This window comes from Halomonas sp. AOP5-B2-8 (assembly GCF_052376475.1).
GTDB classification, from domain to species: Bacteria; Pseudomonadota; Gammaproteobacteria; order Pseudomonadales; family Halomonadaceae; genus Vreelandella; species Vreelandella casei.
In genome coordinates this window covers 486,536-510,043 of record NZ_JBQSVS010000001.1, presented here as the reverse complement: position 1 = coordinate 510,043, position 23,508 = coordinate 486,536, and the positions used below count along the sequence as shown (strand labels likewise).

Annotated in this window: 20 protein-coding genes; 13 read left to right on the top strand and 7 right to left on the bottom strand. The window is 53.1% G+C overall.

The features are described from left to right. The first annotated feature begins 28 nt into the window (after positions 1-28). The 10 genes from ACT3RP_RS02315 (at position 29) to ACT3RP_RS02270 (ending at position 11,082) form a co-directional block, all read left to right on the top strand. The gene (locus tag ACT3RP_RS02315) at positions 29-1,354 is read left to right on the top strand and encodes an enolase C-terminal domain-like protein (protein WP_483393151.1); all 1,326 of its coding nucleotides are present in this window, start codon (positions 29-31) and stop codon (positions 1,352-1,354) included. A gap of 351 nt (positions 1,355-1,705) precedes the next feature. After that, positions 1,706-2,713: a TRAP transporter substrate-binding protein gene (locus tag ACT3RP_RS02310; protein WP_444624556.1), complete on the top strand. Its 1,008-nt coding sequence runs from the start codon at positions 1,706-1,708 to the stop codon at positions 2,711-2,713. Between the two features lie 59 nt (positions 2,714-2,772). After that, on the top strand, positions 2,773-3,309 hold the full coding sequence (locus tag ACT3RP_RS02305) for a TRAP transporter small permease (protein WP_444624557.1): 537 nt from the start codon (positions 2,773-2,775) through the stop codon (positions 3,307-3,309). Positions 3,310-3,312: 3 nt separating this feature from the next. Next, positions 3,313-4,593 (top strand): TRAP transporter large permease, encoded by a 1,281-nt coding sequence (locus ACT3RP_RS02300; RefSeq protein WP_444624558.1) that lies wholly within the window; start codon positions 3,313-3,315, stop codon positions 4,591-4,593. Between the two features lie 37 nt (positions 4,594-4,630). Beyond that, positions 4,631-5,767: a mandelate racemase/muconate lactonizing enzyme family protein gene (locus tag ACT3RP_RS02295; protein ID WP_444624559.1), complete on the top strand. Its 1,137-nt coding sequence runs from the start codon at positions 4,631-4,633 to the stop codon at positions 5,765-5,767. 2 nt (positions 5,768-5,769) lie between these two features. Then, complete coding sequence (locus ACT3RP_RS02290) at positions 5,770-6,639, top strand: amidohydrolase family protein (protein WP_483393150.1); 870 nt, start codon at positions 5,770-5,772, stop codon at positions 6,637-6,639. 104 nt (positions 6,640-6,743) lie between these two features. Next, on the top strand, positions 6,744-7,544 hold the full coding sequence (locus tag ACT3RP_RS02285) for an NAD-dependent epimerase/dehydratase family protein (RefSeq protein ID WP_483393149.1): 801 nt from the start codon (positions 6,744-6,746) through the stop codon (positions 7,542-7,544). A 65-nt stretch (positions 7,545-7,609) separates the two neighbouring features. Beyond that, positions 7,610-8,365: a FadR/GntR family transcriptional regulator gene (locus ACT3RP_RS02280; protein WP_483393148.1), complete on the top strand. Its 756-nt coding sequence runs from the start codon at positions 7,610-7,612 to the stop codon at positions 8,363-8,365. 28 nt (positions 8,366-8,393) lie between these two features. Beyond that, complete coding sequence (locus tag ACT3RP_RS02275) at positions 8,394-9,968, top strand: aldehyde dehydrogenase (NADP(+)) (protein WP_444624563.1); 1,575 nt, start codon at positions 8,394-8,396, stop codon at positions 9,966-9,968. Between the two features lie 100 nt (positions 9,969-10,068). Beyond that, positions 10,069-11,082, top strand: a complete 1,014-nt coding sequence (locus tag ACT3RP_RS02270) for an Ldh family oxidoreductase (protein WP_483393147.1) — start codon at positions 10,069-10,071, stop codon at positions 11,080-11,082. Between the two features lie 69 nt (positions 11,083-11,151). On the opposite strand, the gene ACT3RP_RS02265 is transcribed toward ACT3RP_RS02270, so the two are convergent. After that, positions 11,152-12,540, bottom strand: coding sequence for an aminotransferase-like domain-containing protein (locus ACT3RP_RS02265; RefSeq protein WP_483393146.1), 1,389 nt, complete (start codon positions 12,538-12,540; stop codon positions 11,152-11,154). A gap of 187 nt (positions 12,541-12,727) precedes the next feature. On the opposite strand from ACT3RP_RS02265, the gene ACT3RP_RS02260 reads away from it, so the two are divergent. Further along, positions 12,728-13,882 carry an MFS transporter gene (locus ACT3RP_RS02260; RefSeq protein WP_441685238.1) on the top strand — a complete coding sequence of 385 codons (1,155 nt, stop codon included), beginning with the start codon at positions 12,728-12,730 and terminating at the stop codon, positions 13,880-13,882. 18 nt (positions 13,883-13,900) lie between these two features. On the opposite strand, the gene ACT3RP_RS02255 is transcribed toward ACT3RP_RS02260, so the two are convergent. Further along, positions 13,901-14,833 (bottom strand): cation diffusion facilitator family transporter, encoded by a 933-nt coding sequence (locus tag ACT3RP_RS02255; protein ID WP_193063535.1) that lies wholly within the window; start codon positions 14,831-14,833, stop codon positions 13,901-13,903. Positions 14,834-15,049: 216 nt separating this feature from the next. On the opposite strand from ACT3RP_RS02255, the gene ACT3RP_RS02250 reads away from it, so the two are divergent. Next, complete coding sequence (locus tag ACT3RP_RS02250; RefSeq protein WP_441685240.1) at positions 15,050-15,886, top strand: alpha/beta fold hydrolase; 837 nt, start codon at positions 15,050-15,052, stop codon at positions 15,884-15,886. 80 nt (positions 15,887-15,966) lie between these two features. Here the strand turns inward: ACT3RP_RS02250 and ACT3RP_RS02245 are convergent, their stop codons facing one another. Beyond that, positions 15,967-16,536: a carboxymuconolactone decarboxylase family protein gene (locus ACT3RP_RS02245; protein WP_193063539.1), complete on the bottom strand. Its 570-nt coding sequence runs from the start codon at positions 16,534-16,536 to the stop codon at positions 15,967-15,969. A 33-nt stretch (positions 16,537-16,569) separates the two neighbouring features. Next, positions 16,570-17,895 (bottom strand): aspartate aminotransferase family protein, encoded by a 1,326-nt coding sequence (locus ACT3RP_RS02240; RefSeq protein ID WP_483393145.1) that lies wholly within the window; start codon positions 17,893-17,895, stop codon positions 16,570-16,572. Positions 17,896-18,145: 250 nt separating this feature from the next. Between ACT3RP_RS02240 and ACT3RP_RS02235 the strand changes: the two genes are divergently transcribed. Then, positions 18,146-19,045, top strand: coding sequence for a MurR/RpiR family transcriptional regulator (locus ACT3RP_RS02235; protein ID WP_483393144.1), 900 nt, complete (start codon positions 18,146-18,148; stop codon positions 19,043-19,045). Here ACT3RP_RS02235 and nirD read toward each other — a convergent pair. The 3 genes from nirD to ACT3RP_RS02220 form a co-directional block, all read right to left on the bottom strand. Next, positions 19,014-19,433 carry a nitrite reductase small subunit NirD gene (nirD, locus tag ACT3RP_RS02230; RefSeq protein WP_483393143.1) on the bottom strand — a complete coding sequence of 140 codons (420 nt, stop codon included), beginning with the start codon at positions 19,431-19,433 and terminating at the stop codon, positions 19,014-19,016. The two genes, ACT3RP_RS02235 and nirD, sit on opposite strands and share 32 nt — an antisense overlap. Before the next feature lie 46 nt (positions 19,434-19,479). Next, a complete protein-coding gene (nirB, locus tag ACT3RP_RS02225) occupies positions 19,480-21,993 on the bottom strand; it encodes a nitrite reductase large subunit NirB (protein ID WP_483393355.1) in 2,514 nt (837 codons plus the stop codon). Positions 21,994-22,061: 68 nt separating this feature from the next. Beyond that, positions 22,062-23,378: an NAD(P)/FAD-dependent oxidoreductase gene (locus tag ACT3RP_RS02220; RefSeq protein WP_441685251.1), complete on the bottom strand. Its 1,317-nt coding sequence runs from the start codon at positions 23,376-23,378 to the stop codon at positions 22,062-22,064. Positions 23,379-23,508 lie beyond the last annotated feature (130 nt).

Below are 23,508 nucleotides of genomic sequence, written 5' to 3'. Positions count from 1 at the left end.
GGGGCAATAATAATAGAGGTAACGTCATATGTTTCCGAAGATTAAAACCATGCGTGTGGTTCCTGTGGCAGGCTACGACGGTTTTTTACTGAATCTTAGCGGCGGACACGCACCCTATTTTATCCGCTGCGTGGTTATCCTCGAGGATACTGCAGGCAATAAGGGGGTGGGTGAAATCCCTTCCAGCGCAGGCATACTGAGCGGGCTTGCGCAGTGTCGTGAGTTAGTGGAAGGCTCACCTATCAATAATGTTAAGCAAACGCTTAATCAAGTGCGCCTGTTGCTCGCTCAAAATGGACGTGAAGAGCGGGGCCGCCAAACCTTCGACCTGCGCGTTGCGGTGCATGTTATTACCGGTATCGAGTCGGCCCTGCTGGATCTCTACGGCCAGGCGCTTCAGCTACCCATGGCAGATTTGCTTGGTCAGTATGGGCGCCAGCGTGACCAAGTCGATGTGCTGGGCTATCTATTCTTGTTAGGCGACCCCGGTAAGACAGACTTACCTTACCTTCAGGCGCAGAACCCCCGAGACCGCTGGGACGAAATACGCTATCAAGAAGCGCTGGCGCCAGATGCCGTTGTCAATTTAGCCAAAGCAGCCTATGAGCGCTATGGCTTTAAAGATTTCAAACTAAAGGGCGGGGTGTTAAGCGGTGAAGACGAAGCCGATTGCATCCGCGCGTTGCACGACGCCTTCCCTGATGCGCGACTGACGCTTGACCCTAACGGCGCTTGGAAGCTTGATGAAGCGGTTCGAATTCTAGAGCCGATTAAGCACTTGCTGAGCTATGCAGAAGACCCCTGTGGCCAGGAAGAAAGCTATTCGGGACGCGAAACCATGGCAGAGTTTAAGAAGCGTACTGGTTTAGCAACGGCGACCAACATGATCGCGACTGATTTCAAGCAGCTCCAGTACGCCGTTCAATTGAATGCAGTGGATATCCCTTTGGCGGATTGTCACTTCTGGACGATGCAAGGTGCTGTCAAAGTTGGCGAACTGTGCCACGAATGGGGGATGACGTGGGGGTCGCATAGTAACAATCACTTTGATATTTCATTAGCAATGATGACGCACGTTGCCGCGGCTTGCCCTGGCGATATTACGGCGATTGATACTCACTGGATTTGGCAAGATGGCCAGCGTATCACGAAACACCCATTCCTCATCCGTGATGGAAAGCTAGACGTTCCGACCACACCGGGACTGGGTGTCGAGCTGGATGAAGAAAAGCTAATGGAGGCGAATCGCCTATATAAAATGCTGGATGTGACTCAGCGAAACGACGCAATGGCCATGCAGTATCTGGTGCCTGGGTGGGAGTTTGATCCTAAGCGGCCGGCTCTGGTTCGTTGACCATCCGCTGCATCCGCTATTGATGGTAATAAATACTAATTTCAGATATTTACGGTATTTTTGTGTTTTTTATAAATGCTCAGCTGGCGTGCTTCGAACTGATACTTTGGTTTAAATCTAACTTTTTTATCTTGCGCCAGCATGCCTTGGAACTTATCTTTCTAGTTGTATGATGTATTACATAAATTTTATTAGACCGATCTGCTGTACGTGTTCGCACACTGCCGATAATGCCAGCCAATGCAGAGCTGTCAGCCACTCAATGCCTGATCGATTTGGCCCTATAAGTACTAACAGACGCGACATAAGTATCTTCGACTAAAAGCTATCAATAACAAAAGGATGTTCGAAATGCGCACCAATAACCGTACGAAAAAAAGCCCTTTGAAGACCCTAGCACCTATCGTTGGCGCAGCTGCATTAGTAGCCTTTGCGCTGCCTGCGCAAGCGGAAGACTGGCGCGGGTGGAACATTCATCCAGATGGTTATCCCAACTCCGTGGCGCTCAAGGAGTTTGCTGAGGCTGTGGCTGAGCAAACGGAAGGGCGCGTTAATCCACGCGTCTATAATAATGCCGTGTTAGGTGATCAGTCGGACGCCATTGAGCAGACCCGCAACGGGGCGTTGGACTTTGCCAATTTTAATATGGGGCCGATGGGGCCGATTGTTAAAGAAACCAATGTTTTCTCATTACCTTTTTTGTTCAACAATATTGAACACATGCACACGGTAATGGATGGTGAAATTGGCGACCGCTTTGCTGATGCCTTAGAGGAAAAAGGCCTAGTTGCGCTTTCTTGGTTTGATTCAGGCGCACGCAGTATTTACAACACCAAGCGGCCCATTAACACGCCCGAAGATGTTCAAGGCTTAAAGATTCGCGTTATGAACAATGATCTTTATGTCGAGATGATGGAGGCGCTGGGCGGTAATGCTACACCGATGTCGTATGGAGAGGTTTATCAGAGTTTAACCACTGGCGTGCTTGATGGTGCTGAAAATAACTTCCCCTCTTTTGAATCAAGTAATCACTACGAAACAACCGATTACTTCTCACTAACCGAACACTTGATCATTCCTGAGTGTTTGTGTGTCGCTAAAGCTAGCTGGGATGACCTTTCAGAGGAAGATCAAACCATTATCAGTGGCCTCGCCGAAGAAGCTTCACAACGTCAGCGTGAGCTTTGGGTAGAAAGCTCTGAAGAGAGCCGTCAAATCGTTCTAGACCATGGCGTTGAAATCAATGAAGTAGAAGATAAGGCTGCCTTCCAGGCGCTTATGGAACCTATGTATGAAAACTTTATTGCTAACAACCCAGGCACAGGCGAGCTGATCGAGGAAATTCGCGCAGCTGAGTGATTTTCTATTGATGTGCTTCCGGCAGCTAGTCACTGCCGGAAGCTTAAAAGGAATGTGTCGTGAGTAACAAAATCGAACCACCCCTTGATGATCAGCACTTAGCAGAAAGCGGCACGCTTGATCGAGCCTTAAATAATATTGCTGCATTATGCATCCTTATCGCGGGCATTTTGTTAGTCATCCTGATTGCTATATTCGGGTGGTTAGTTTTTGGCCGGTATGCGCTAAATAATACGCCCACATGGGTCGAACAGGCTGCACTGGTGCTGGTTGTATATATCACCTGCTTAGGCGCAGCGGCGGGCGTAAGACACCATACCCATCTCAATATTGATTTTATTCGTGAAAGGTTCGCGGGGCCTTTACGCGATGTAATGCACCATATGTCAGACCTTTTTATCTTCTCCTTTGGTGGGTTTATGGCCTTCCAGGGTTGGACGTTGGTGATGACCAACTTAGAAAGAGCTATTCCCATGATCGGTATGTCAGAAAGTTGGCGTGCGGCCCCTCTGGTGATATGTGGCGTGTTAATCATGCTTTTTTCAGCCACTGATATAGCGCAGCGCTTACTAACTCGAAAAGTGAAGAGGGTATAAACGATGGGTCTTATGATTCTTTTCGGGATATTTTTTCTAGGCCTTTTAGTCGGTGCACCGGTCGCATTTGCTGTTGGCTTAGCTGCGGTGGTGACCTTTTTATATGAAGGCTTGCCTCTGTTTGTTGCTTTTCAACGCATTCTTTCAGGCATTTCCGTTTTTTCATTACTCGCTATTCCCTTCTTTATCTTCGCCGGCGAGCTAATGATGCATGGTGGTATTTCCACGCGCCTTGTGCGCCTAGCCTCGGCCATGGTGGGTAAAGTACGTGGCGGTTTGGGAATGGTGAATATCAGTTCTTCCATGTTGTTCGGGGGTATCTCCGGCTCGGCAGTGGCGGATACCTCTGCGTTAGGCTCCATTCTAATTCCTGTTATGAAAGAGAAAGGCTATGACGCCGACTATGCCGTGAACGTTACGGTGACCTCGTCGGTCGCTGGTGTGGTGATTCCGCCGAGCCATAATATGATTCTTTATGCGGTAGCAGCAGGCGGTGGTATCTCTGTTACCCAACTATTTATTGCTGGCATTGTGCCCGGTATTTTGATGTGCCTGAGTCTTGCTGTGGCAGCCTATGTTGTCGCAGTAAAGCGCGGCTATAAAGGCGAAGCATTCCCTGGTTGGAATGCGTTAATTATTAGCTTTATTGCCTCACTCCCGGGACTTATGACCGCGGTGATCATTGTCGGTGGGGTGCTGTCAGGCATTCTAACCGTTACGGAGTCGGGAGCCTTCGGCGCCATTTACGCGATTGCTGTGACCGGTCTCGTTTATCGCGAGTTGACCTGGGCCTCTTTTAAAGCGGCTGTAGTGCAATCGGTAAAAACCACCTCGCTGGTAATGATCTTAGTCGGCTGCGCATCGGCCTTCTCCTACCTGCTTGCGCTCTACAATGTCCCGGAAATGCTGACGACAGGCCTGATGGCTATTTCCGATAAGCCGGTCGTGATTTTTCTGATGCTCAATATCATCTTGTTGATTTTGGGCATGATTATGGACATGGCGGCGTTAATTCTGATCTGTACGCCTATTTTTCTACCGGTGGCTATGCAGTTCGGAATGGATCCGATTCAGTTCGGCATCATTATGATGATGAACTTGGGACTAGGCTTGTGTACCCCCCCAGTAGGCGCGTGTCTGTTTGTTGGCTGTGTGATCGGCAAGATTAAAATTGAAGAAGCGGTGCGTACTATTTGGCCGTTTTTCTTGGCGCTTTTTGTTGCCTTAATGCTGGTGACCTATGTGCCCGCTATCTCATTGACGCTACCAGGCTTTTTCCGCTAAGGCTTCGTAAGTTGAGCTGCTAAGGGATAGATCGATTATGAAAGTAGTTGCTGTGAACACCCATATACTTGATTACCAGCTTGAGACGGCGTTCGAGAGTGCCTCAATGCACTTTTCGCGCCGCCAACACTGCTTGGTCGAAGTCATCTGTGATGATGGCACCATTGGATGGGGCGAGTGCTTAGGGCCGGCGAAGCCTAATGCCGCGATTGTCGACGTATACGCGCAGTCGTTAATAGGTGAAGACCCGTTGCAAACGGAGAAAGTTTGGCTCTCTCTTTACAACCGGCTGCGAGATCAAGGGCAGCGTGGTTTAACCATGACGGCGCTGAGCGGTATTGATATAGCGCTATGGGATATTAAGGGTAAGCACTTTGGCGTGCCGATATCGACGCTGCTGGGCGGCCGTTTTCGAGATAGTGTGCGTGCTTATGCTACTGGTTCGTTCCGGCGTGCGGGCGTTGATCGTGTTACGGATGTCGCCGCTGAGGTGGCGGGCTATCGTCGTGAAGGCTTCCATGCGGTCAAAATTAAAATTGGTTTTGACGTTGAGGAAGATCTGGCCGTCATTGCCGCCGTACGTGATGCTATCGGACCTGATATGCGTCTGATGATTGATGCCAATCATGGCTATGACTATCTAGAAGCCATTGAGGTTGGTCGCCGCGCTGCGCCGCTGGGTATCGACTGGTTTGAAGAGCCCGTGCTACCCGAGCAAATCGCTACCTATGAAGCCGTTCGAGCCGATCAACCGATCCCTGTTGCCAGCGGTGAAAACTGGCATGGTCGCTACGCCATGCATGAGCCGCTTGCGCGCCGCGCAGTGGATATTGTGCAGCCGGATATTTGCGGTGTGGGGGGCTTCAGCGAAATGCGGCGAGTGGCGGATATGGCGGCTATGCACGGCGTGCGTTTAGTGCCACATGTCTGGGGGACTGCTGTATGTATAGCAGCAAGCCTGCAGTTCATGGCGGCTCTGGCGCCCAATCCGCCACGGCGCAATCCGATTGAACCCATTATGGAGTTTGATCGCACCGAGAACCCTTTTCGTCAGGCTATTGTCCACACCGCTCTTGAACACCGTCAGGGCGTTATGACAATCCCGGATGGCCCGGGATTAGGTATTGAAATTAATCGAGATGCGCTGGTCACCTACGCACTTAGGGAGAAGTAACCTTGTCTATCCCCACGAATACACGGCTGCTAAGCGGTAAACCACCTCTCCTAAAGGCGCCTGCAGGGGCGACCGATTGTCATATGCATCTATATTTACCTGGCTATGAATCCCAGCCGGGTGGACCCAATATCGCTGAGTTGGCGACGGTTTCTGATTATCAACAAGTCCAGAAATGGCTTTCTCTGGAACGCGTTGTGGTAACACAATCCAATGCCTATCAATTTGATAACCGAGCCATTTTGCAAGGGGTTAAAGAAATTGGACAGGAGCGCGCCCGCGCCATTGTGGCAGTAGCCCCCGGTGCTTCTGAATCACAGATTGAGTCGATGCATGCCCAGGGTGCACGCGGTGCCAGGATCATGCAGCTACCCGGTGGCGCAGTGGGAATTGCAGAGTTGGCCGCTGTCGAAAAGTGTGTGCGTCCCTTTGGCTGGCACTTAATGGTGCAGTTTAATGGTCGTGAAATAGATGACTACATGACAACGCTGAAAGCGATTGAAACCGACTATATTATCGATCATATCGGCAAGTTCATGCCTCCCGTGGCCGCTGACGATGCACGGGTTGATCAGATGCTAAGTTTGCTAGATCGCGGAAATGCATGGATTAAAATTTGCGGGGGCTATGAAACCAGCCTAACCGGCGGCCCCGATTATGCCGACGTAGATCCGATTGCCAAGCGACTTATCCAGCATGCGCCTGAGCGCGTTATCTGGGGTTCGAACTGGCCTCATGTTGGCGTTCCTCGGGAGCACTACCCTGATGATGCTGATCAGTTAGACGTCTTGCTGCACTGGGCCGATGAGAATGTGCGCCAAAAAATTCTTGTGGATAACCCTGCCTCACTATACGGCTTTGAAAGGGCCTAGTTTTACAGTTCACTCATTTATGGAGCTCGATTTTTTGAGGCTTTAGGTGTTGTTGAAACGTTACGTTTTCAAACGTAGCCTTTATAAAAGAATAAGGAGTTTATATGTTAAATCGCATTCTCGTTACCGGCGCAGCGGGCGGGCTGGGCAAAAGCCTACGACCTCATTTGTCGAAGCTTGCCAAGCATGTGCGGCTTTCCGACATTGCAGATTTAGGCACGCCGGGGGAGGGTGAAGAGCTAGTTCAAGCTGACCTTAATGATATGCAGGCGGTCGCTGACCTAGTGCGTGATTGCGATGGCATTGTTCATCTTGGTGGTATGTCGCTAGAGAGCCCGTGGGAGGCCATCTTACAGGCCAACATCATGGGGACTTACCACCTCTATGAAGCCGCGCGCAAACAGGGTAAGCCGCGCATTGTGTTTGCTAGTTCCAATCACGCTATAGGCTTTTACGAGCGACATCAGCGTATCGATACCCAAGCAGTGCAAAAGCCAGATTCTTTGTATGGCGTTTCGAAATGTTTCGGTGAAAACCTCGCCAGCCTATATTACGACAAGTTTGGGGTGGAAACGCTGAGCGTCAGAATTGGCTCGTGTTTCGATAAACCTGTCGATACTCGCATGATGGCAACCTGGCTGAGTTTGGGTGATTTTGTTAGTCTCTTAGAACGCGCTTTTATGACCCCGCGCTTAGGCTATACGGTCATCTACGGCGCGTCGGATAATGCCGAAAAGTGGTGGGATAACTCTCATGTAGCCTTCCTAGGCTGGTCGCCGAAAGATAGTTCTGAACCCTGGAGAGCTGAGACGGAAGAGATTGACCGCGATATTGATAGTAACGATTTCGCAGTGCGCTATCATGGGGGCAAATTTACCAAACTAGGCCATCCAGACGACGTCTAATGGTTCTCTCGAGATCTAGGTTGTATAATATAATACAACCTAGCCTTTGATTAAGGATAGCTTTCATGGCCAAGCAAAACGCAACGGCATCTGCCCTAAAACCGCTTCAAGTAACTAAAGTGATGCAGCAGGGAAGCTTGTCCGTTCACGTGGCCAATCAGCTGGAAGCATTGATCGCCCAAGGCAAGGTCAGCGTGGGGGAAAAGCTACCTACAGAGAACAGCCTTTGCGATTCCTTTGGTGTGAGTCGCACCGTTATCCGTGAGGCAATTACCCATCTTAAATCCCTGGGGCTAGTAGCGACACGACGTGGCGTAGGTACCACGGTGCTGCGTTCTTCTAGTTTAGAAGCACGACCTGCTGAGCGCATCAATCCGACTACGGTGGAAGATATTTTACATCTTCTGGAGCTGCGTTTGACGTTAGAGCCCGCAGCAGCTGAGCTGGCAGCTTTACGCCATGATGACGAAGACCGTCAGCGATTAGAGACTCAGCATTTAGCCTTTAGCAATGCCTTTGCCCAGAAAAGCCAGGCGCGGGAAGAGGATTATCTTTTTCACTTTGCCATCGCGACGGCGACTAAAAATCCTTTTTTCCAATCTTTTTACAAGCAGTGGAGCCAGAGCGTGATTCCGCGCACCAAGCTGCTGAGTACCGATATTAACCCTATATCTTCCGAACTTTACTTGGAAAGAGTTCAGGCAGAGCACACGTCCATTATTGAAGCCATTCTTTCCCGCGATGCCCAAGCCGCCCGTGAAACGATGTTTCAACACCTTAACCGGGCGCGCAACATGTACGCAAAATATCGCGACCAGTGAGATCACTGAACCATATGAGGAGCAACGTATGACGATTCAAGGCGAAATGCTAATCGGCCAAAAGTCAGTAACCGGTACACAGGCCAATATCCAAGCGGTTAATCCTGCAACCGGCGAATCCTTAAAGCCAGTGTATGCAGGCGGCAGTCGAGCACACGTTGAGCAAGCTTGCGAGCTGGCCGAAGCAGCGTATAACACCTATCGAGAAACGTCGCTTGAAGAGCGCGCTACGTTTCTTGAAACGATCGCTAGTGAAATTGAAGCTATTGGCAGCGAATTAATTGAGCGTGCCATGGCGGAATCTGGGCTTCCTCAGGCGCGTCTTGAGGGTGAACGTGGCAGAACCTGCGGCCAACTACGTTTATTCGCCTCCGTTGTACGTGCAGGAGAGTGGTTGGATGTTCGTATTGATCCGGCCATGCCAGATCGCCAGCCGCTTCCGCGCGCTGACTTGCGCCAGCGCCATATCGCACTAGGCCCAGTGGCTGTGTTTGGGGCCAGCAACTTCCCGCTTGCATTTTCGGTTGCCGGTGGCGACACGGCATCTGCACTAGCGGCGGGCTGCCCAGTGGTCGTAAAAGGTCACTCTGCGCATCCAGGTACCTCTGAGCTGGTTGGGCGGGCGATTCAAAAAGCCGTAAAAACCTGTGGCTTGCCCGAAGGTGTCTTTTCACTGCTGTTCGGCTCCGGTCGAGAAATCGGTCAGGCGCTGGTCGATGATCCTCGTATTCAGGCGGTGGGTTTCACCGGTTCGCGCAGCGGCGGTACGGCGCTGATGAAAACAGCTCAGGCGCGGCCACAGCCGATTCCGGTTTATGCCGAGATGAGCAGCATTAACCCTGTGTTCTTATTGCCCGCGGCGCTGAAAGCGCGTGGCAAGGCGTTAGGTGAGGCATTTATTGGTTCGCTCAATATGGGCGCCGGCCAGTTCTGCACTAGCCCAGGCCTCGTCATCGCGGTGAAAGGCCCTGAGCTGGACACTTTCATTGAAGCTGCGAAAGGCGCCGTTGAAGTTAGCGGTGCACAGACCATGCTCACTCCAGGCATTCACAGTGCTTATCAAGAGGGTGTTGCTAGCTTGAGCAGTGCGGATAAAGTGCGTGAAGTTGCTCGCGGTAAAGCGGGTGGCGATTACCAATGCCAGACAGGCCTGTTTGCCGCTTCAGCGAGTGACTTCCTTGCTTCAGAAGCGCTACAGGCTGAAGTGTTTGGTGCCAGCTCTTTAGTGATCGAATGCGCTGATGAAGCCGAAGTTAAACGTGTGGCTGAGCAGCTTGAAGGTCAGCTAACCGTAACGCTGCATATGGATGACGCAGACCTGGATGCCGCCAAAGCGCTGCTGCCCACGCTTGAGCGCAAGGCTGGCCGTATTCTGGCCAATGGCTGGCCCACTGGCGTTGAAGTTTGCCATGCCATGGTACACGGCGGGCCGTTCCCGGCAACGTCTGATTCCCGCACGACGTCAGTAGGCACGGCGGCTATCCACCGTTTCCTACGCCCCGTTTGCTACCAGTCATTGCCAGTAGGGCTGCTACCCGAGGCGCTGAAAGATGGTAATCCTCTGAGTACTACACGCTTAGTCGACGGTAAGCGCGAGCTGTAAAAATGCTCGAACGATAGGTAAATAAAAAGCAGGTGCTCGGTACCTGCTTTTTTTAGTGCTTAATAAAAAAACCAATAAAGATAAATAGTTAGGTGATGCTATGAGCAGTGATATTACTATTTCACTAAAGGAAGCCGAAGCACTGAGTAACAAGGTGCTCACTCATAACGGTTTTAGTCAGCCCCATGCCGATGCGATTACCAAAAGCGTCTTGGCGGCACAGCGCGATGAGTGCCACTCGCATGGTTTATATCGATTGATTGGATGTGTCCAGACCGCCCTTAACGACGGTGTTGATACCAGCGCAGAGCCAAGTATTACGGATCAGGCTGCGAGTGTCGTTAAGGTCAATGCGAATAAAGGCTGCTCATTGCTATCGTTTGAGATTGGCAAGCCGATGCTGATAGAAAAAGCTAAAGCGAATGGGATTGCAGCTCTCGCGATTAACAATAGCTTTCATTTCTCAGCCCTGTGGTCTGAGGTTGAAGCACTTTCCGCAGAAGGGCTTGTGGCGTTGGCAATGACGCCGAGCCATGCCTTTGTTGCACCTGCGGGCGGTACTTTGCCTCTTTTAGGTACCAACCCCATCGCGTTTTCCTGGCCGCGCCCTGGTGGAACGCCATATACGTTTGATTTTGCCACCAGTGTGGTCGCTCGCGGCGAGATAGAGCTTCATCGGCGCGCTGGTAAGTCGATTCCCCACGGGTGGGCGATCGATGATGAAGGCAACGCCACTACCGATCCGGTGGCTGCACTAGCGGGTGCCATGCTGCCCTTTGGAAGCTATAAAGGCTCTGCACTTTCTACCATGGTGGAGCTGTTAGCCGGCCCGTTGATTGGCGATCTACTTGGCCATGAAACCCAGGCGGCGAATGCCGAGAAAACCGGTAAGCCCTTTCATGGCGAGCTGATTATTGCGATGTCGCCTGAGGCTTTTCTCGGCAGCCAGGCCGAAAGTCATCTCAAGCATGCCGAAGTTCTTTTCGACAGTATTCTTGGCCAAGGCGCACGCTTGCCTTCCCAGCGGCGCTTTGAAGCTCGGGAAAGAAGTCATGCTAATGGCGTCACGTTCCCCAAAGCGCTGTATGACGAACTCAATGCGTTAGCGAGTTAATCGCTTCGTTAGCAGGTGAGGTAATCGCGCTAATAATCTATTTTAGATGACTCGCTTAGCAGGGCGCTGTTAGCTCGCCGCTTCAATAAACGCTCTCGCTCTTGGGTCTTGCATGTAGGCAACGTTAAGGCGTAACCATGGTGTCGACTGGTGATCAGCAAAGAATAAATGCCCCGGCGATAGCGTGATTTCCCACTGATTAGCCAATTCAATCAGCATCTCGGGCGAGGTGTCAGAGGGTGGCCTCGCCCAAATAAACATTCCTCCCGCGGGCTCGGTATAAATTTCCCAACCAGCTTTTTTAAGCATCGTGAGCGCTATCGCCATTTGATTGGATAGTTTGGTTCTTAGCCGTTCGGTGAGCTTCCGGTAGCTACCGTTTTGCAGCATGGTAATGACGACCTGTTCGGCAAAGCGTGATGCGGAAATGCTGGTCAACATCTTGATATCTACTAAGCGCTGTATCAGCGTCGGCGGGGAAGCGATAAAGCCTACCCGTAACGAAGAAGAAAGACTTTTCGAAAAGCTGCCAAGGTAGAAAACCCGGTTTAAACCGTCTAATGCTGCTAAGCGCGAGGTGGGTGTATGCTGGAAATCCGCGTAGATATCGTCTTCGATAATTTGAAAATCGTGCTGTTCCGCCAACTGTAATACCCGATGCGCAATGGCGGGGGTTAGGGTGCTGCCGGTAGGGTTATGAAACACGCTGTTGATGTAGAAAAGCTTAGGGCGATGCTCGGCTAATAATTGCTCTAAACGCTCGATATCGGGCCCGTCGGCAAGGCGAGGCACACCTATGACGCGGATGCGCTGCAAGTGCAGCAGCCCGAACAGATTATAATAGCCTGGCGACTCTACAAACATCACTTCACCGGGCTCCAAAAGCATCCTTATTATCAGGTCGAGCGAGTGGCTACCTCCGCCGGTCATCACGATCTGCTGTGCGTCCACACCCACGGCGAGCATACGCAAACGCTCTTGAATCAACTCGCGCAGTGCTAGGGGCCCTTGAGGCGTACTGTATTCGAAAATTCCTGCGCGACTGCTGCGTGCTACGTGGCGAATAGCGTGGGTTAGGTCGTCTCCTTCTCGCCAATGGCTGGGCAGCCAACCACAGCCTAACTTGAGCGTGTGCTCATTGGCATTGAAAAGCCCCCACAAGCCGTTTGTGACCTCTTCCAATGCGCCATTAATGGATGGCTGTGAGACTAACGATGCAGCGCTATCCGCGACATAAAATCCTGAACCACGTCGGGAGCACACCAATCCAGCTGCAACCAAACGTTCATAGGCTTCGATTACTGCATTACGGCTAATGTCATGCGTGGCCGCTAAACGGCGAATAGAAGGTAAACGACGGCCACCTCCCGAACCCTGCGTTTCAATCCAATCTCGAATGCTCGCTTCGACCTGCTGCGCAATGGGCGTACCGCCATGCCGATTGATGGATAGTTCCATGAGTGGTCCTGTGGCTTTAAACGGTTCTTAGAAACGGTTCTTAAAAACAATTCTTAGAAACGGTTATTTAAACTGTTCTTTAAAAGAGTGGAACAGTGCTTGGATAATGGTGCTTAAGTGTACCTTACCCAGCGTTGGTGAAAATGCGAGCTTAGCGGTTCACAAAATGATCCGTTAGGAACCGCTCATGAAACGATGTAACGCCATCCGCTTGGCGTTTGCGCTGTGTATGATAACTGCCGGGGTTAATTTACAGGCTCCCCTTTATGATGCGCTAGCGGTTCGCGATGGCTTTGGCGTTGGGGCTACGACCATCGCATTTGCTTGTTACGTGGCGGGCATTGTGCCGGTATTGCTCGGTTTAAACGGTTTGGCAGGCCGAGTGGGGCGCAAGCCATTAATCGTAATTGCCTTGCTGCTAAGCCTGCTCGCAACTGCTATTACTCTGATGGCGCCTAGTTTATTAGGGTTGGGCATTGCTCGCTTTTTACTGGGTGTCGGCATGGGGCTAACGTCAGCGGTAGCGCCCGCTTACATGCAAATGCTTTTTGAAGATCAAAAGAGCGATACCACTAACCGTGCCACGAACGATGCCACGAGCTACGTAACGGCCAGTACGGCGCTTGGGTTTGGTCTAGGGGCTGCCGTTACCAGCCTGTTTATCTTCCACGCGCCCAGCGTATCGCCGCCAAGCCTATGGCTTTACCTGGCGGCGGCCTCGCTGGCGTTGCTGATGATTATCACACTCGATGATTACGCGCCAAATGCGGTTAACAACGCCATGTTGCGCCTTCCAAGCTATCCGCCGGGAACATTGGCGTATGGGCTAGCGATTTTACTAGCCTGGGCAACGGTGGGGTTGGTGATCGCGATACTGCCATCGACATTGCAGAAACACGGCTTATCGGCGTGGAGTGGGTTTGCCATCTTTGGCATTTGCAGCTGCGGCGTGCTTTTCCAACCTTCGGCGAGAAAGCTGGCGCCCCGTACCGCAACCGTATTGGGCCTGGTTATTCTACCGCTGGCCTATAGCTTGATTGCTTGGGGTGCGATTCAAGGTTATCTCTTCGTAGTGCTGATCGGCACGGTTGCCGCTAGCAGCGCATGCTATGGATTTATTTATCTCGGGGGATTAAGCGGCGTATTAGAAATTGCCGGTATGTTGTCTACTCAAGCGAGCGCGGGCTATTTTCTGATGGCTTACATGGGTTTCAGTATTCCCGTGATAAGTACGGGAATGCTGATTGATGCGGTGGGCCATACGCTCGCGTTAACGCTGTTTGGGCTCGCATTGGTTGGCGGAGTCGTCGTCACCATTGGTTTGTTGCGAAGGGCGCAGTAGTTAGTGCGTCATCGGTACTTAAACGTCCGTTTTGACCAATAGCCCACAAGAGGGTGCTGCCCAACGGGTATCGGCAGTAAACACGACATCGCATACCACCGGCGCGTAATAACGGCGTACTTCGTTATCAATACGGCCGCGCAGTTCGTCTTGGCTTGCGATTGAAACATCGGCTGTTTCAGGCAGCACTACGTGCACCATGACATACAGCATGCGGCCGGGGCGAACCATGCGCACGCGCACCTCTACGGTATCAATGTCAACGAGGCCACGCGCTACGGCTTGGCGTACAGGCTCTGCGATAGCTTCTTCAGGCGTTTTGTTGAGTAATTCTCTTAATGCTTGGGAAGCCATACGTACCGGCACACCTAAGCACAGAATAACGACGGCAATCACCAACACTGAATCCACATAGGGCAGCACGGTGTACCAGCCCATCTGCTCAAAAAGCACCACTAGGCAAAACGCCATCAAGATCGCGGCAGAGATTAAGCTATTCACCATCCAGTTGAGCTTATCGGCGCTAACCAGCGGGCTATTAACATGACGCTGGCTGCGATGCATCACCCAGGCGGTTAGCGAGCAGACGGCGGTGGCAAAGAGCGCATACAGGACGGCGATTCCCGCCGATATTTCACGGCCACCGGTAAGTAGCGCAGCGACAGCATCCACCAAGGCAAAAATAGAAACGCCTAAAATAAGCAGCCCTTTGCATAGATTTACCAGCGACTCAAAATAGTTATACCCGAACGGATAGGATTCACTATCGGGACGGCTCGCCAGTTTGCTTACCTTAATCGTCACCAGTGCTATGCTGAAATAGATAAGGTTGAACAACCCATCCAGCAAGATCGCCTGAGAGTTAGATGCCAGCGTGGCGGTAATGCCAGCACAGCCGATCAGCAGTGCCATAAAGGCAGAGAACGCTAACGTACTTGATTCTGTCTTCACGAACTTTTTTGCTCCAATACACACAGAGATAATAGAGCCGGTAAGCATAGCAACTTTGCTAGTTACATACCGAATGCTTGTTTAGCGCAGAGGTGGCTCATGCTCAAATGCGGCCTCACATTAACGATCAAGCCGGATCGTAAGTCCTAACATAAGTTCTAACATCTGATGATGTGTTTGTTTGATTCACTTGACGCCCAATAGGAGAGTTAAACGATGCCAATGCTGAGCGTAGGAACGGAGAAAGGCACGCCGGTAGAACTGTATTACGAAGTTCGCGGAGCGGGTAAGCCCGTTGTGCTCATCCATGGATGGCCGTTAAGCGGGCGTTCCTGGGAAAAGCAGGTGCCTGCGCTGGTGGAGGCGGGCTATAAGGTGATCACCTATGATCGTCGTGGCTTCGGCTGGTCTACTCAGCCCGACGGTGGTTATGACTACAACACACTCGCGTCAGATCTAAAGAAGCTTATCGAAATCCTTGATCTGAATGATACCACCTTGGTGGGCTTTTCAATGGGCGGCGGCGAAGTGGCGCGCTATCTTTCCTGCTACGGCACAGGGCGTGTCAGTAAGGCTGTGTTTGCGTCGGCGGTGCCACCTTATTTGTATAAGTCAGACGACAACCCGGACGGTGGACTGGACGATGCCACGATCAATCAATTTTTAGACGGGGTAACCGGTGATCGTCTCGCGTTTTTAGACGGGTTTACCAAAGACTTTTTTACCGCGGGTGAGCGTAGCGATTTAGTCAGTGAGCCTAACCGCCTTTATCACCGCGATATTGCTGCCTTTGCCTCACCGCAAGCGACTTATGACTGCATCAAAGCCTTCAGCTACACCGATTTCCGCAAGGACTTGCCTAAGATCGATATTCCTACATTAGTGCTGCACGGCGATTCAGACGGCATCGTGCCATTTGAAGTCAGCGGTAAGCGGGCGCAAGAGATGCTGCCCAATGCGATGCTAGAAGTTATCAAAGGCGGGCCCCACGGCGTCAATGCTACCCATCCGGAAGAGTTTAATCAGGCGCTGATTAAGTTTCTGAATAGCTAAAAAAGTGCTTTATAGGCGCTTTCATCGCCACGATCGCCGCCTACTATAGGCGGCTATTCTGCCTTTATGATCTTCTCAGATTATAGAGAGGCGGCAGTCGGGTTTATCGAAAATAACGCGGGCCTATTCTCTGCTTCCTTTTGAATATTGGTATCAAGGGGCGTGTCGTAGGTCTTGAGCAGATAGCCCAGCACCGAATAGAAACCCACCATCGCAATTAGATCGATCACTGCCTTACGCCCAATGGCTGCTGCTAGTGCGGACTCCTGCTCCGGCGCTAGCATGCGTGCGTCAAATAGCGCATCCACGGCTTGGACGATAAGGCCGTCAACGCCTTCTGGAATCCCTCGAATGGCCGTGATCCGCGCCTCCGAGAAACCCAGCGCGAGCGCTCGGCTGACGTGATGCGCCCATTCATAGGCCGCCTCCATACGCAGGCCCGCGCGCAAAATCACCACTTCGGTCAGCTCGGGCCCTAGTGCATTGTCTTTCACTACATGCTGGCGCAGCGGTGCCCACGCCTTAAGCAGGGCCGGGTGGTGAGCCATGGTGCGATAAACATTCAGTGCACCGGCAAAACCTTCGCGTTGATCGGCAATGTCGCTCGGCCAGTCAGCGTCAGCAATCGGTGGGCAGGGGGATGGCGTCATGAGAGGCTCCGTTCAAGTAGTGCGTTATCGCCGTTATTCTGCGATCGCGGCGTTGATAGCATCGGCAATGCGCTCAATGATTAGATCGATATCGCTGGGCTCAATAATATAAGGCGGCGCCAGCAAAATATGGTCACCGTACGTGCCATCCAGTGTACCGCCCATCGGATAGCTGATCAGGCCCCGTGCCATGGCCTGGCGCTTGATTTTAGCGTGAAGCTTTTTAGCCGGATCGAAAGGTGTTTTATGCTCTCGGTCGGCGACTATTTCGATACCGCGAAACAAGCCTCTGCCGCGTATATCGCCAACATGGGGGCAGGTCGCGAGAGCCGCTTCAAGGCCGCTCTGCAACCTCGCACCCATAGCATTAACGTTAGCAAGCGTCTCTGGCCGGGCAATGATCTCAACCACTTTATTGGCAGCGGCGGCCGCAACGGGGTGGCCAATGTACGTATGCCCATGTTGAAACTGGCCTGAACCGTTGGCAAAACTTGCGTATATTTTATCTGACAGTATTACCGCGCCGATGGGCTGATAGCCTCCACCCAGGCCTTTGGCGATGGTGACGATATCCGGTATGACGCCGTCCTGTTCGCAGGCAAACACGGTGCCGGTGCGCCCCATGCCGCACATGACTTCATCAAGAATCAGCAGGACGCCGTACTTATCGCAAATGGCGCGAACGCGCTGAAAGTAATCCGCAACCGAGCCGACTGCACCCAGCGTAGCACCCACCACGGGCTCGGCAACGAAGGCCATGACCTCCTCGGGGCCAAGCGCCAGAATCTTTGCTTCGAGCTCGTCTGCAAGCCGAGCGGCGTAAGCTTCCGGTGGCTCATCAATGCCCTTGTCGCGATAAGCATAGCAGGGCGAGACGTGATGAGTTTCTGGCAAAATGGGCTGAAACTGTTGGCGGCGCATCGCGTTGCCGCCCGTGGCTAAAGCACCAATGGTATTGCCGTGATAGCTCTGGCGTCTGGCGATGATGTGTCGCCGCTGGGGCGCGCCAATCTCCACAAAGTATTGCCGTGCCATCTTCAAAGCGGCTTCAACGGCCTCTGAACCCCCTGAGACCAGATAGACATAATTCAGCCCCTCGGGCGCTAAATCGACTAGCTTCTCCGCAAGCGCTTCAGCAGCATCCGTGGTGAAAAAGGCCGTATGCGCATAGCAAAGGTGATCAATCTGCGAGCGCATGGCGGCCAACACTTCTGGGTGAGCATGGCCGACACTGGTAACGGCAGCACCTCCAGACCCATCAAGATAGCGGCGTCCACTGGTATCAGTGATGTAGACGCCCTGCGCCGACGCAGCATGAGGCAACGTTCCGCCGATGCCGCGATGAAGAATACGTGTCATAGAGTCTGCTCCTTATTACCCTGCCCTGAGTGCTCGGCGGTGTGGGCTTTAGATGATAAGTAGATTGGCACAACTCTATAGATTTTAGCAACAAATGGATCATTGTATTTATAATAAAACATTTAGATCATTGTTTTTTTAGATCAGTAGCGTTTAAATCATGGGCTGCTTAGCGGCGAGGACCCTATGTCTCAGCGGCTTGGCTACGAATGATGAATCACTGACATGAGCCGGATAAGAGGCAACACGAATGGCGCAAAGCGACCCTCTGAGAGAGCAGATTATTGCTCAGTACGATGCCATGTCAGGGCAGCTCCAGCAGGCCGCTCGCTACGTGCTTGAGTATCCGGACGAAGTGGCGCTGGTGTCCATGCGCGAGCTGGCGCGTCATGCGGCGGTGCAACCCGCGACGATGACACGGCTTGCAAAGTTCTTAGGCATGCAAGGATACGATGAGCTTCGGGCACACTATGCCGCGGCGCTGCGCCGGGGGAGTGACGGCTTTGCTGCGCAGGTTCGCCTGCGCGACAGCGAAGATACCGAGCCGCGCAAAAGCGACATTGCCTCTCATATGCTGCATGGGCTGAGCGCCCAAATTGCTAGGCTCAGCGAGCCTGATTCGCTGCAGCGGCTTGAAGCCATCGCTGAGCGGCTGGGGTCGGCGAGGAAGGTATACGTGTTAGGTTTGCGCTCGTGTCATTCTGTTGCATGGCATTTCCATTATGTTATGTCACTGTTAAGCGATCGTTCGATCCACCTGGATGGGCCTGCGGGAACCGGTGGAGACGCGCTCATCCGCGCGACGGCGGATGACGTGATGCTCGTCGTCTCCATCAAACCCTATGCGACTGAAACGCTAGCGCTTGGGCAGCTGGCTAAAGGCAAGGGGCTGGACATTCTTTCGATCACCGACAGCGAAGTTTCACCGCTGGTTGGAATGTCCACGCACACCATTTTTTGCGCCACGGAAAGCTACAGCTTTTTCCATACGCTCACCCCTGCCTTAGCCGTCTCCGAAGTACTGTGCACCTTATTGGCTGAGCATGATCGAGCTAAATCATTAGACGCCTTGCAGCGTGCCGATGATCATTTTGCGCAACTGAAAACGTATGCCACGGCTACCCCTCAATCCAAACCGCGTCGCCCTTAAAAGCGATTGGCCATGTGCGTAGCGCAACGTTCTCGTCCTCTAAGCACTGGCCGTCTGCTAAGCGAAAATGCTGCTTGTAGATAGGCGAGGCGACGACGGCCGCGCCTTTTATATCGCCGACGATACCGCGGGCGATCACATTGGCCTTGGAGAACGGATCAAAGTGGTCGAGGGCGTAAATCTCAGTGGCCCGGCCAGGTAGCGTGGCGGCGTTTGGGTCGACCGGCAAATAGAAAATGGCGACTTGGGCCGGCCTGCTTGCGGTTTCAAACCAAGCGGCAACGCCAGAGAAGGCCACTAGATCGGCCTTGGTACAGATTTTTTGCCACGTCTTTGTGTGGTTGAAGACTGCCGTATCCATCTCGTCTTTCAATGCAGCTGCGGTCATGGGGTGCCTCGTTTTATTCAGTGTCAGGGACAGTGCACAGGATCGCTTACGCCGGGCGTAGCTGGCCGCGCTCGGAGGTCATAATGATCGATGGGTCTGGGCGGTCGTCGTTGACGAAGCTGCGGAAGCGCTTGAGCTTCTCTGGGTCGCTGATGGCGTCGGCCCATTCGCACTGGTAGGTATCCACCACGCTTTGCATCTGGCGCTCCAGTTCGTCGTTGATGCCTAGGCTATCGTCCAAAATCACCTCTTTAAGATACGCCAAGCCGCCGTCTAAATTTTCGCGCCACACGGAAGTGCGTTGTAGCCGGTCGGCGGTGCGTACATAAAACATCAAGAATCGGTCGATAGTGCGGTAGAGCTGTTCATCGTCAAGATCGGTGGCAAACAGTTCGGCATGGCGCGGGCGCATGCCGCCGTTGCCACAGACGTAGAGATTCCAGCCGTTCTCGGTGGCTATGATGCCGATATCTTTGCTCTGTGCTTCAGCGCATTCGCGGGTGCAGCCGGAAACGCCAAACTTGATCTTGTGAGGAGAGCGCAGACCTTTGTAGCGATTCTCTAACCAGATCGCCATGCCGACGCTGTCCTGCACGCCGTAGCGACACCAGGTGCTGCCCACGCAGGATTTGACCGTGCGCAGCGATTTCCCGTAGGCGTGGCCGGTCTCAAAACCTGCGGCAATCAGTTCGCTCCAGATATCCGGCAGGTCTTCCAAGCGTGCACCGAACAAATCGATTCGCTGACCGCCGGTGACTTTTGAGTAGAGGCTGTATTTTTTAGCGACCTCACCCAGGGTAATCAGTTTGTCAGGCGTGATTTCGCCGCCGGCTACGCGGGGCACGACCGAGTAGGTGCCGTTCTTTTGCATGTTGGCCATGAACGTATCATTGGTATCCTGCAAAGGAATATGCGCGGCATCCGTGATGGGCTCGTTAAAGCAGGAGGCCAGAATTGAACCTACGGCGGGTTTGCAAATATCGCAGCCTAGGCGGTGAGCATCGGGGTTGCCGTGCTTTTCAATTAAAGCAGTGAAGGTTTTAATGCCTTCAACGCGGACAATATCGTAGAGCCCTTGGCGGGTATGCGCAAAGTGTTCGCAAATCGATTTATCGACATCGACGCCGCGTGCTTCCAGCTCATAGTCGACCACGCTTTTGAGCAGCGCGGTACAGCCACCACAGCCGGTGCTGGCTTTCGTGGCGATTTTTACGCCAGCAAGGTCTTCCGCACCGCCGTCAATAGTGGCGCAAATATCGGCTTTGCTGACGTTATGGCAGGAGCAAATCATTGCCGTTTCCGGCAGCGCTCCGGGGCCAAGGGCAGGGGCCGCACCGCTTTGGGGCAGAATCAACGATGCGGGCTCAGCAGGCAGTTCAATGCCGTTAGCGTAATACTGCAACAGCGTGTCATACACGCCGTTGTTGCCGACCAGCATAGCGCCGAGCAGTTTTTTACCGTCGCTGGAAACGACTAGCTTGCGGTATTCCTGCTTGATCGGGTCCAAGTAGCGGAACATTCGAGCGCCGGGGTTCTGGTTGCCGTGGGCGTCCCCAATCGAACCGACATCCACGCCCAGGAGTTTGAGCTTGGTACTCATGTCGGCGCCAGCAAAGAGCGTGTCGCCGCCCATCAGTGTGGAAAATGCAGCTTTGGCCATTTGATAGCCGGGCGCAACAAGACCGAAAATACTCTGGTTCCATAGTGCCACCTCGCCAATCGCGAGAATGGCCGGGTCGCTGGTGAGGCACTGATTATCCACCACGATACCGCCACGTTCGCCAATCTCCAGGCCGCAGTCTCGCGCCAGTTGATCGCGAGGCCGAATGCCGGCTGAAAAAACAATCAGGTCGGTTTCAAGGATCTTTTCGTCCTGGAAAACCATGCGATGGCGGCTTGCTTTACCGTCTTCAATACGCTGCGTCGCGCGTTCGGTGAGCACCTGAACGCCCAGCGCTTCAATTTTTTCGCGCAGCAGCCCGCCGCCTTCGTTATCCACCTGCATCGGCATTAGGCGCGGCGCGAACTCGATAACTGCGGTGTCTAAGTTCAAACCACGCAGGGCATTGGCTGCTTCTAACCCCAGTAAACCACCCCCGACGACTACGCCGGTAGTGGCCGTTTCAGCAGCTGCGCGAATGGCATCAAGATCGTCCAGCGTGCGATATACCAGGCAGCCCTCACGATGATTGCCGGGAATCGGTGGCACAAACGGATAGGAGCCGGTGGCCAGCACGAGGCGGTCGTAGGGGTAGCGGCCCTGGTCGGTAATAACTTCATTAGCCGCGCGATTAATCTCGATCACCGCTTCACCGCTGCGCAGCTCCACGTTGCTAAGGGCGTAGTAATCCGCTTCGCAAAGCGCCAGAGCATCTGCATCGCGGCCGCTAAAGTACTCAGAAAGATGTACTCGGTCATAGGCCCGGTGGCGCTCTTCGCCAAACACGGTGACCTGATAGCGTTCTAGTGCACCGTTCTCGACTAACTGCTCGACCAGGTGGTGGCCGACCATGCCGTTACCAATAATAATAAGCTGCTGTTGGGTAGACGTTGTTTGCATGGATAAGTTTTTAGCAGGCAAGTTTTTAGCAGACCCGCTTTTAGCAGACCAGTTTTTAGCAGACATGACTAAGCTGCCTCCGGCGTTGTGTGAGGTGAGTTTGCATAAGAGACAGACGAATTTTCAGCAGCCGCGCTACGCAGCACTTCAATATCCGCGGCGCCAAACAGTAGCGCCTGGCGGCAGTCATTAAGATTGCTACCTGCGAGTGCTTGCTCGAAGTACCAAGGGCCCAGCGCGGTATCGCCGTAAAGCACCGCGCCTTCAATTTTCCCGTTGCGTAGCAGCACCCGGCGATAGTCGCCGCGTTCGATGTCGCGGTAGCTCAGCACCTCGTGCTCAGCGCTGGGCTGTGTGGGGCCAAATGCATAAAGCGTAATGCCGCTGATCTTGAGTTTGGTGGCGCTGGGGGCATCCCTGTATCCAGGCGTCGCAATGCCGCATAGCGTAGCGGCAAGCACTTCTACCTGCCGCCAAATCGGCTCCACTAAGCCGTAAGTAGCACCGTTAAACTGGCAGCACTCGCCCAGCGCTGAAATGGCCGGATCACTGGTCGTGAGGTATTCATTGACTAAAACGGCATGCTCCGTCGCTAGGCCCGCGTGATGGCCAAGCGCGGCATTGGGTGTAATACCAGCGGCGATAATCACGCTGGTCGCTTCCAGCTTGCGGCCATCAGCAAGATGGACGCTGGTGACTTGGCCCTGGGCATTGCCCTCTAGCCTTACTAGCTGGGCGCCGGTAACGATATTCAAACCGCGCTGGGTCAGGGTGTTTTGCAGCAGGTGTGAGGCGGTCGTATCCAGCTGCCGGTTCATTAGCCGCTCGCTACGCTGGAGCACGCTAACGTGGATATTATTGCCGCGTTTACGTAGCCCTTCGGCGGCTTCTAATCCCAGCAGACCGCCTCCGATAACCACGCTATTGCCTCCTTGAAGGGCAATGGTCTCAAGCGCGGCGGCGTCCTGTAAGTCGCGAAAGCCATGCACGCCGCCAAGCTCAATGCCTGGAATGTCGGGCATTGCCGGGTGGGAACCGGTGGCTAATACCACGTGATCGTAAGTGAGCGTGCGGCCGCTATCGGTGGTGAGCGTTTGATGGGCGCGATCAAGCGTGTCGACTTTTTCGCCAAGTATTAGCGTGATGCCTTGATCTGCGTACCACGCAGCGTCGCGCAGCATCAGTACGTCGGGTTGCATTTCACCAGCGAGCAGCGGCGAGAGTAAAATACGGTTATACGCAGGGGTCGGCTCTGCACCGATGACCGTGATGCGCTGTGGGCGAGTAGGCTGTTTCACCAACGCCTCAATCAGACGATGACTCGCCATGCCGTTTCCGATAATCACCAGATGGCGAATGGATGAGCACTGGGGTGTGGTTTCCATGGGCGGCTCCTCTGTGTCTTTGCGGCTGCTTGAGCACCAAACAAAAAACGCCCCTGCTACACCTTCTAAGCAGAAGAGGTAGCAGGGGCGCCGTTGCCCGATAGCATTTTTAAAATCTTGATATCTAATT

Coding starts and splice junctions, on each gene's coding strand:
- ACT3RP_RS02315 (WP_483393151.1), top strand. CDS start 29: ATGTTTCCGAAGATTAAAACCATGCGTGTGGTTCCTGTGGCAGGCTAC.
- ACT3RP_RS02310 (WP_444624556.1), top strand. CDS start 1,706: ATGCGCACCAATAACCGTACGAAAAAAAGCCCTTTGAAGACCCTAGCA.
- ACT3RP_RS02300 (WP_444624558.1), top strand. CDS start 3,313: ATGGGTCTTATGATTCTTTTCGGGATATTTTTTCTAGGCCTTTTAGTC.
- ACT3RP_RS02295 (WP_444624559.1), top strand. CDS start 4,631: ATGAAAGTAGTTGCTGTGAACACCCATATACTTGATTACCAGCTTGAG.
- ACT3RP_RS02285 (WP_483393149.1), top strand. CDS start 6,744: ATGTTAAATCGCATTCTCGTTACCGGCGCAGCGGGCGGGCTGGGCAAA.
- ACT3RP_RS02280 (WP_483393148.1), top strand. CDS start 7,610: ATGGCCAAGCAAAACGCAACGGCATCTGCCCTAAAACCGCTTCAAGTA.
- ACT3RP_RS02275 (WP_444624563.1), top strand. CDS start 8,394: ATGACGATTCAAGGCGAAATGCTAATCGGCCAAAAGTCAGTAACCGGT.
- ACT3RP_RS02270 (WP_483393147.1), top strand. CDS start 10,069: ATGAGCAGTGATATTACTATTTCACTAAAGGAAGCCGAAGCACTGAGT.
- ACT3RP_RS02265 (WP_483393146.1), bottom strand. CDS start 12,540: ATGGAACTATCCATCAATCGGCATGGCGGTACGCCCATTGCGCAGCAG.
- ACT3RP_RS02260 (WP_441685238.1), top strand. CDS start 12,728: ATGAAACGATGTAACGCCATCCGCTTGGCGTTTGCGCTGTGTATGATA.
- ACT3RP_RS02250 (WP_441685240.1), top strand. CDS start 15,050: ATGCCAATGCTGAGCGTAGGAACGGAGAAAGGCACGCCGGTAGAACTG.
- ACT3RP_RS02245 (WP_193063539.1), bottom strand. CDS start 16,536: ATGACGCCATCCCCCTGCCCACCGATTGCTGACGCTGACTGGCCGAGC.
- ACT3RP_RS02240 (WP_483393145.1), bottom strand. CDS start 17,895: ATGACACGTATTCTTCATCGCGGCATCGGCGGAACGTTGCCTCATGCT.
- ACT3RP_RS02235 (WP_483393144.1), top strand. CDS start 18,146: ATGGCGCAAAGCGACCCTCTGAGAGAGCAGATTATTGCTCAGTACGAT.
- nirD (WP_483393143.1), bottom strand. CDS start 19,433: ATGACCGCAGCTGCATTGAAAGACGAGATGGATACGGCAGTCTTCAAC.
- nirB (WP_483393355.1), bottom strand. CDS start 21,993: ATGCAAACAACGTCTACCCAACAGCAGCTTATTATTATTGGTAACGGC.
- ACT3RP_RS02220 (WP_441685251.1), bottom strand. CDS start 23,378: ATGGAAACCACACCCCAGTGCTCATCCATTCGCCATCTGGTGATTATC.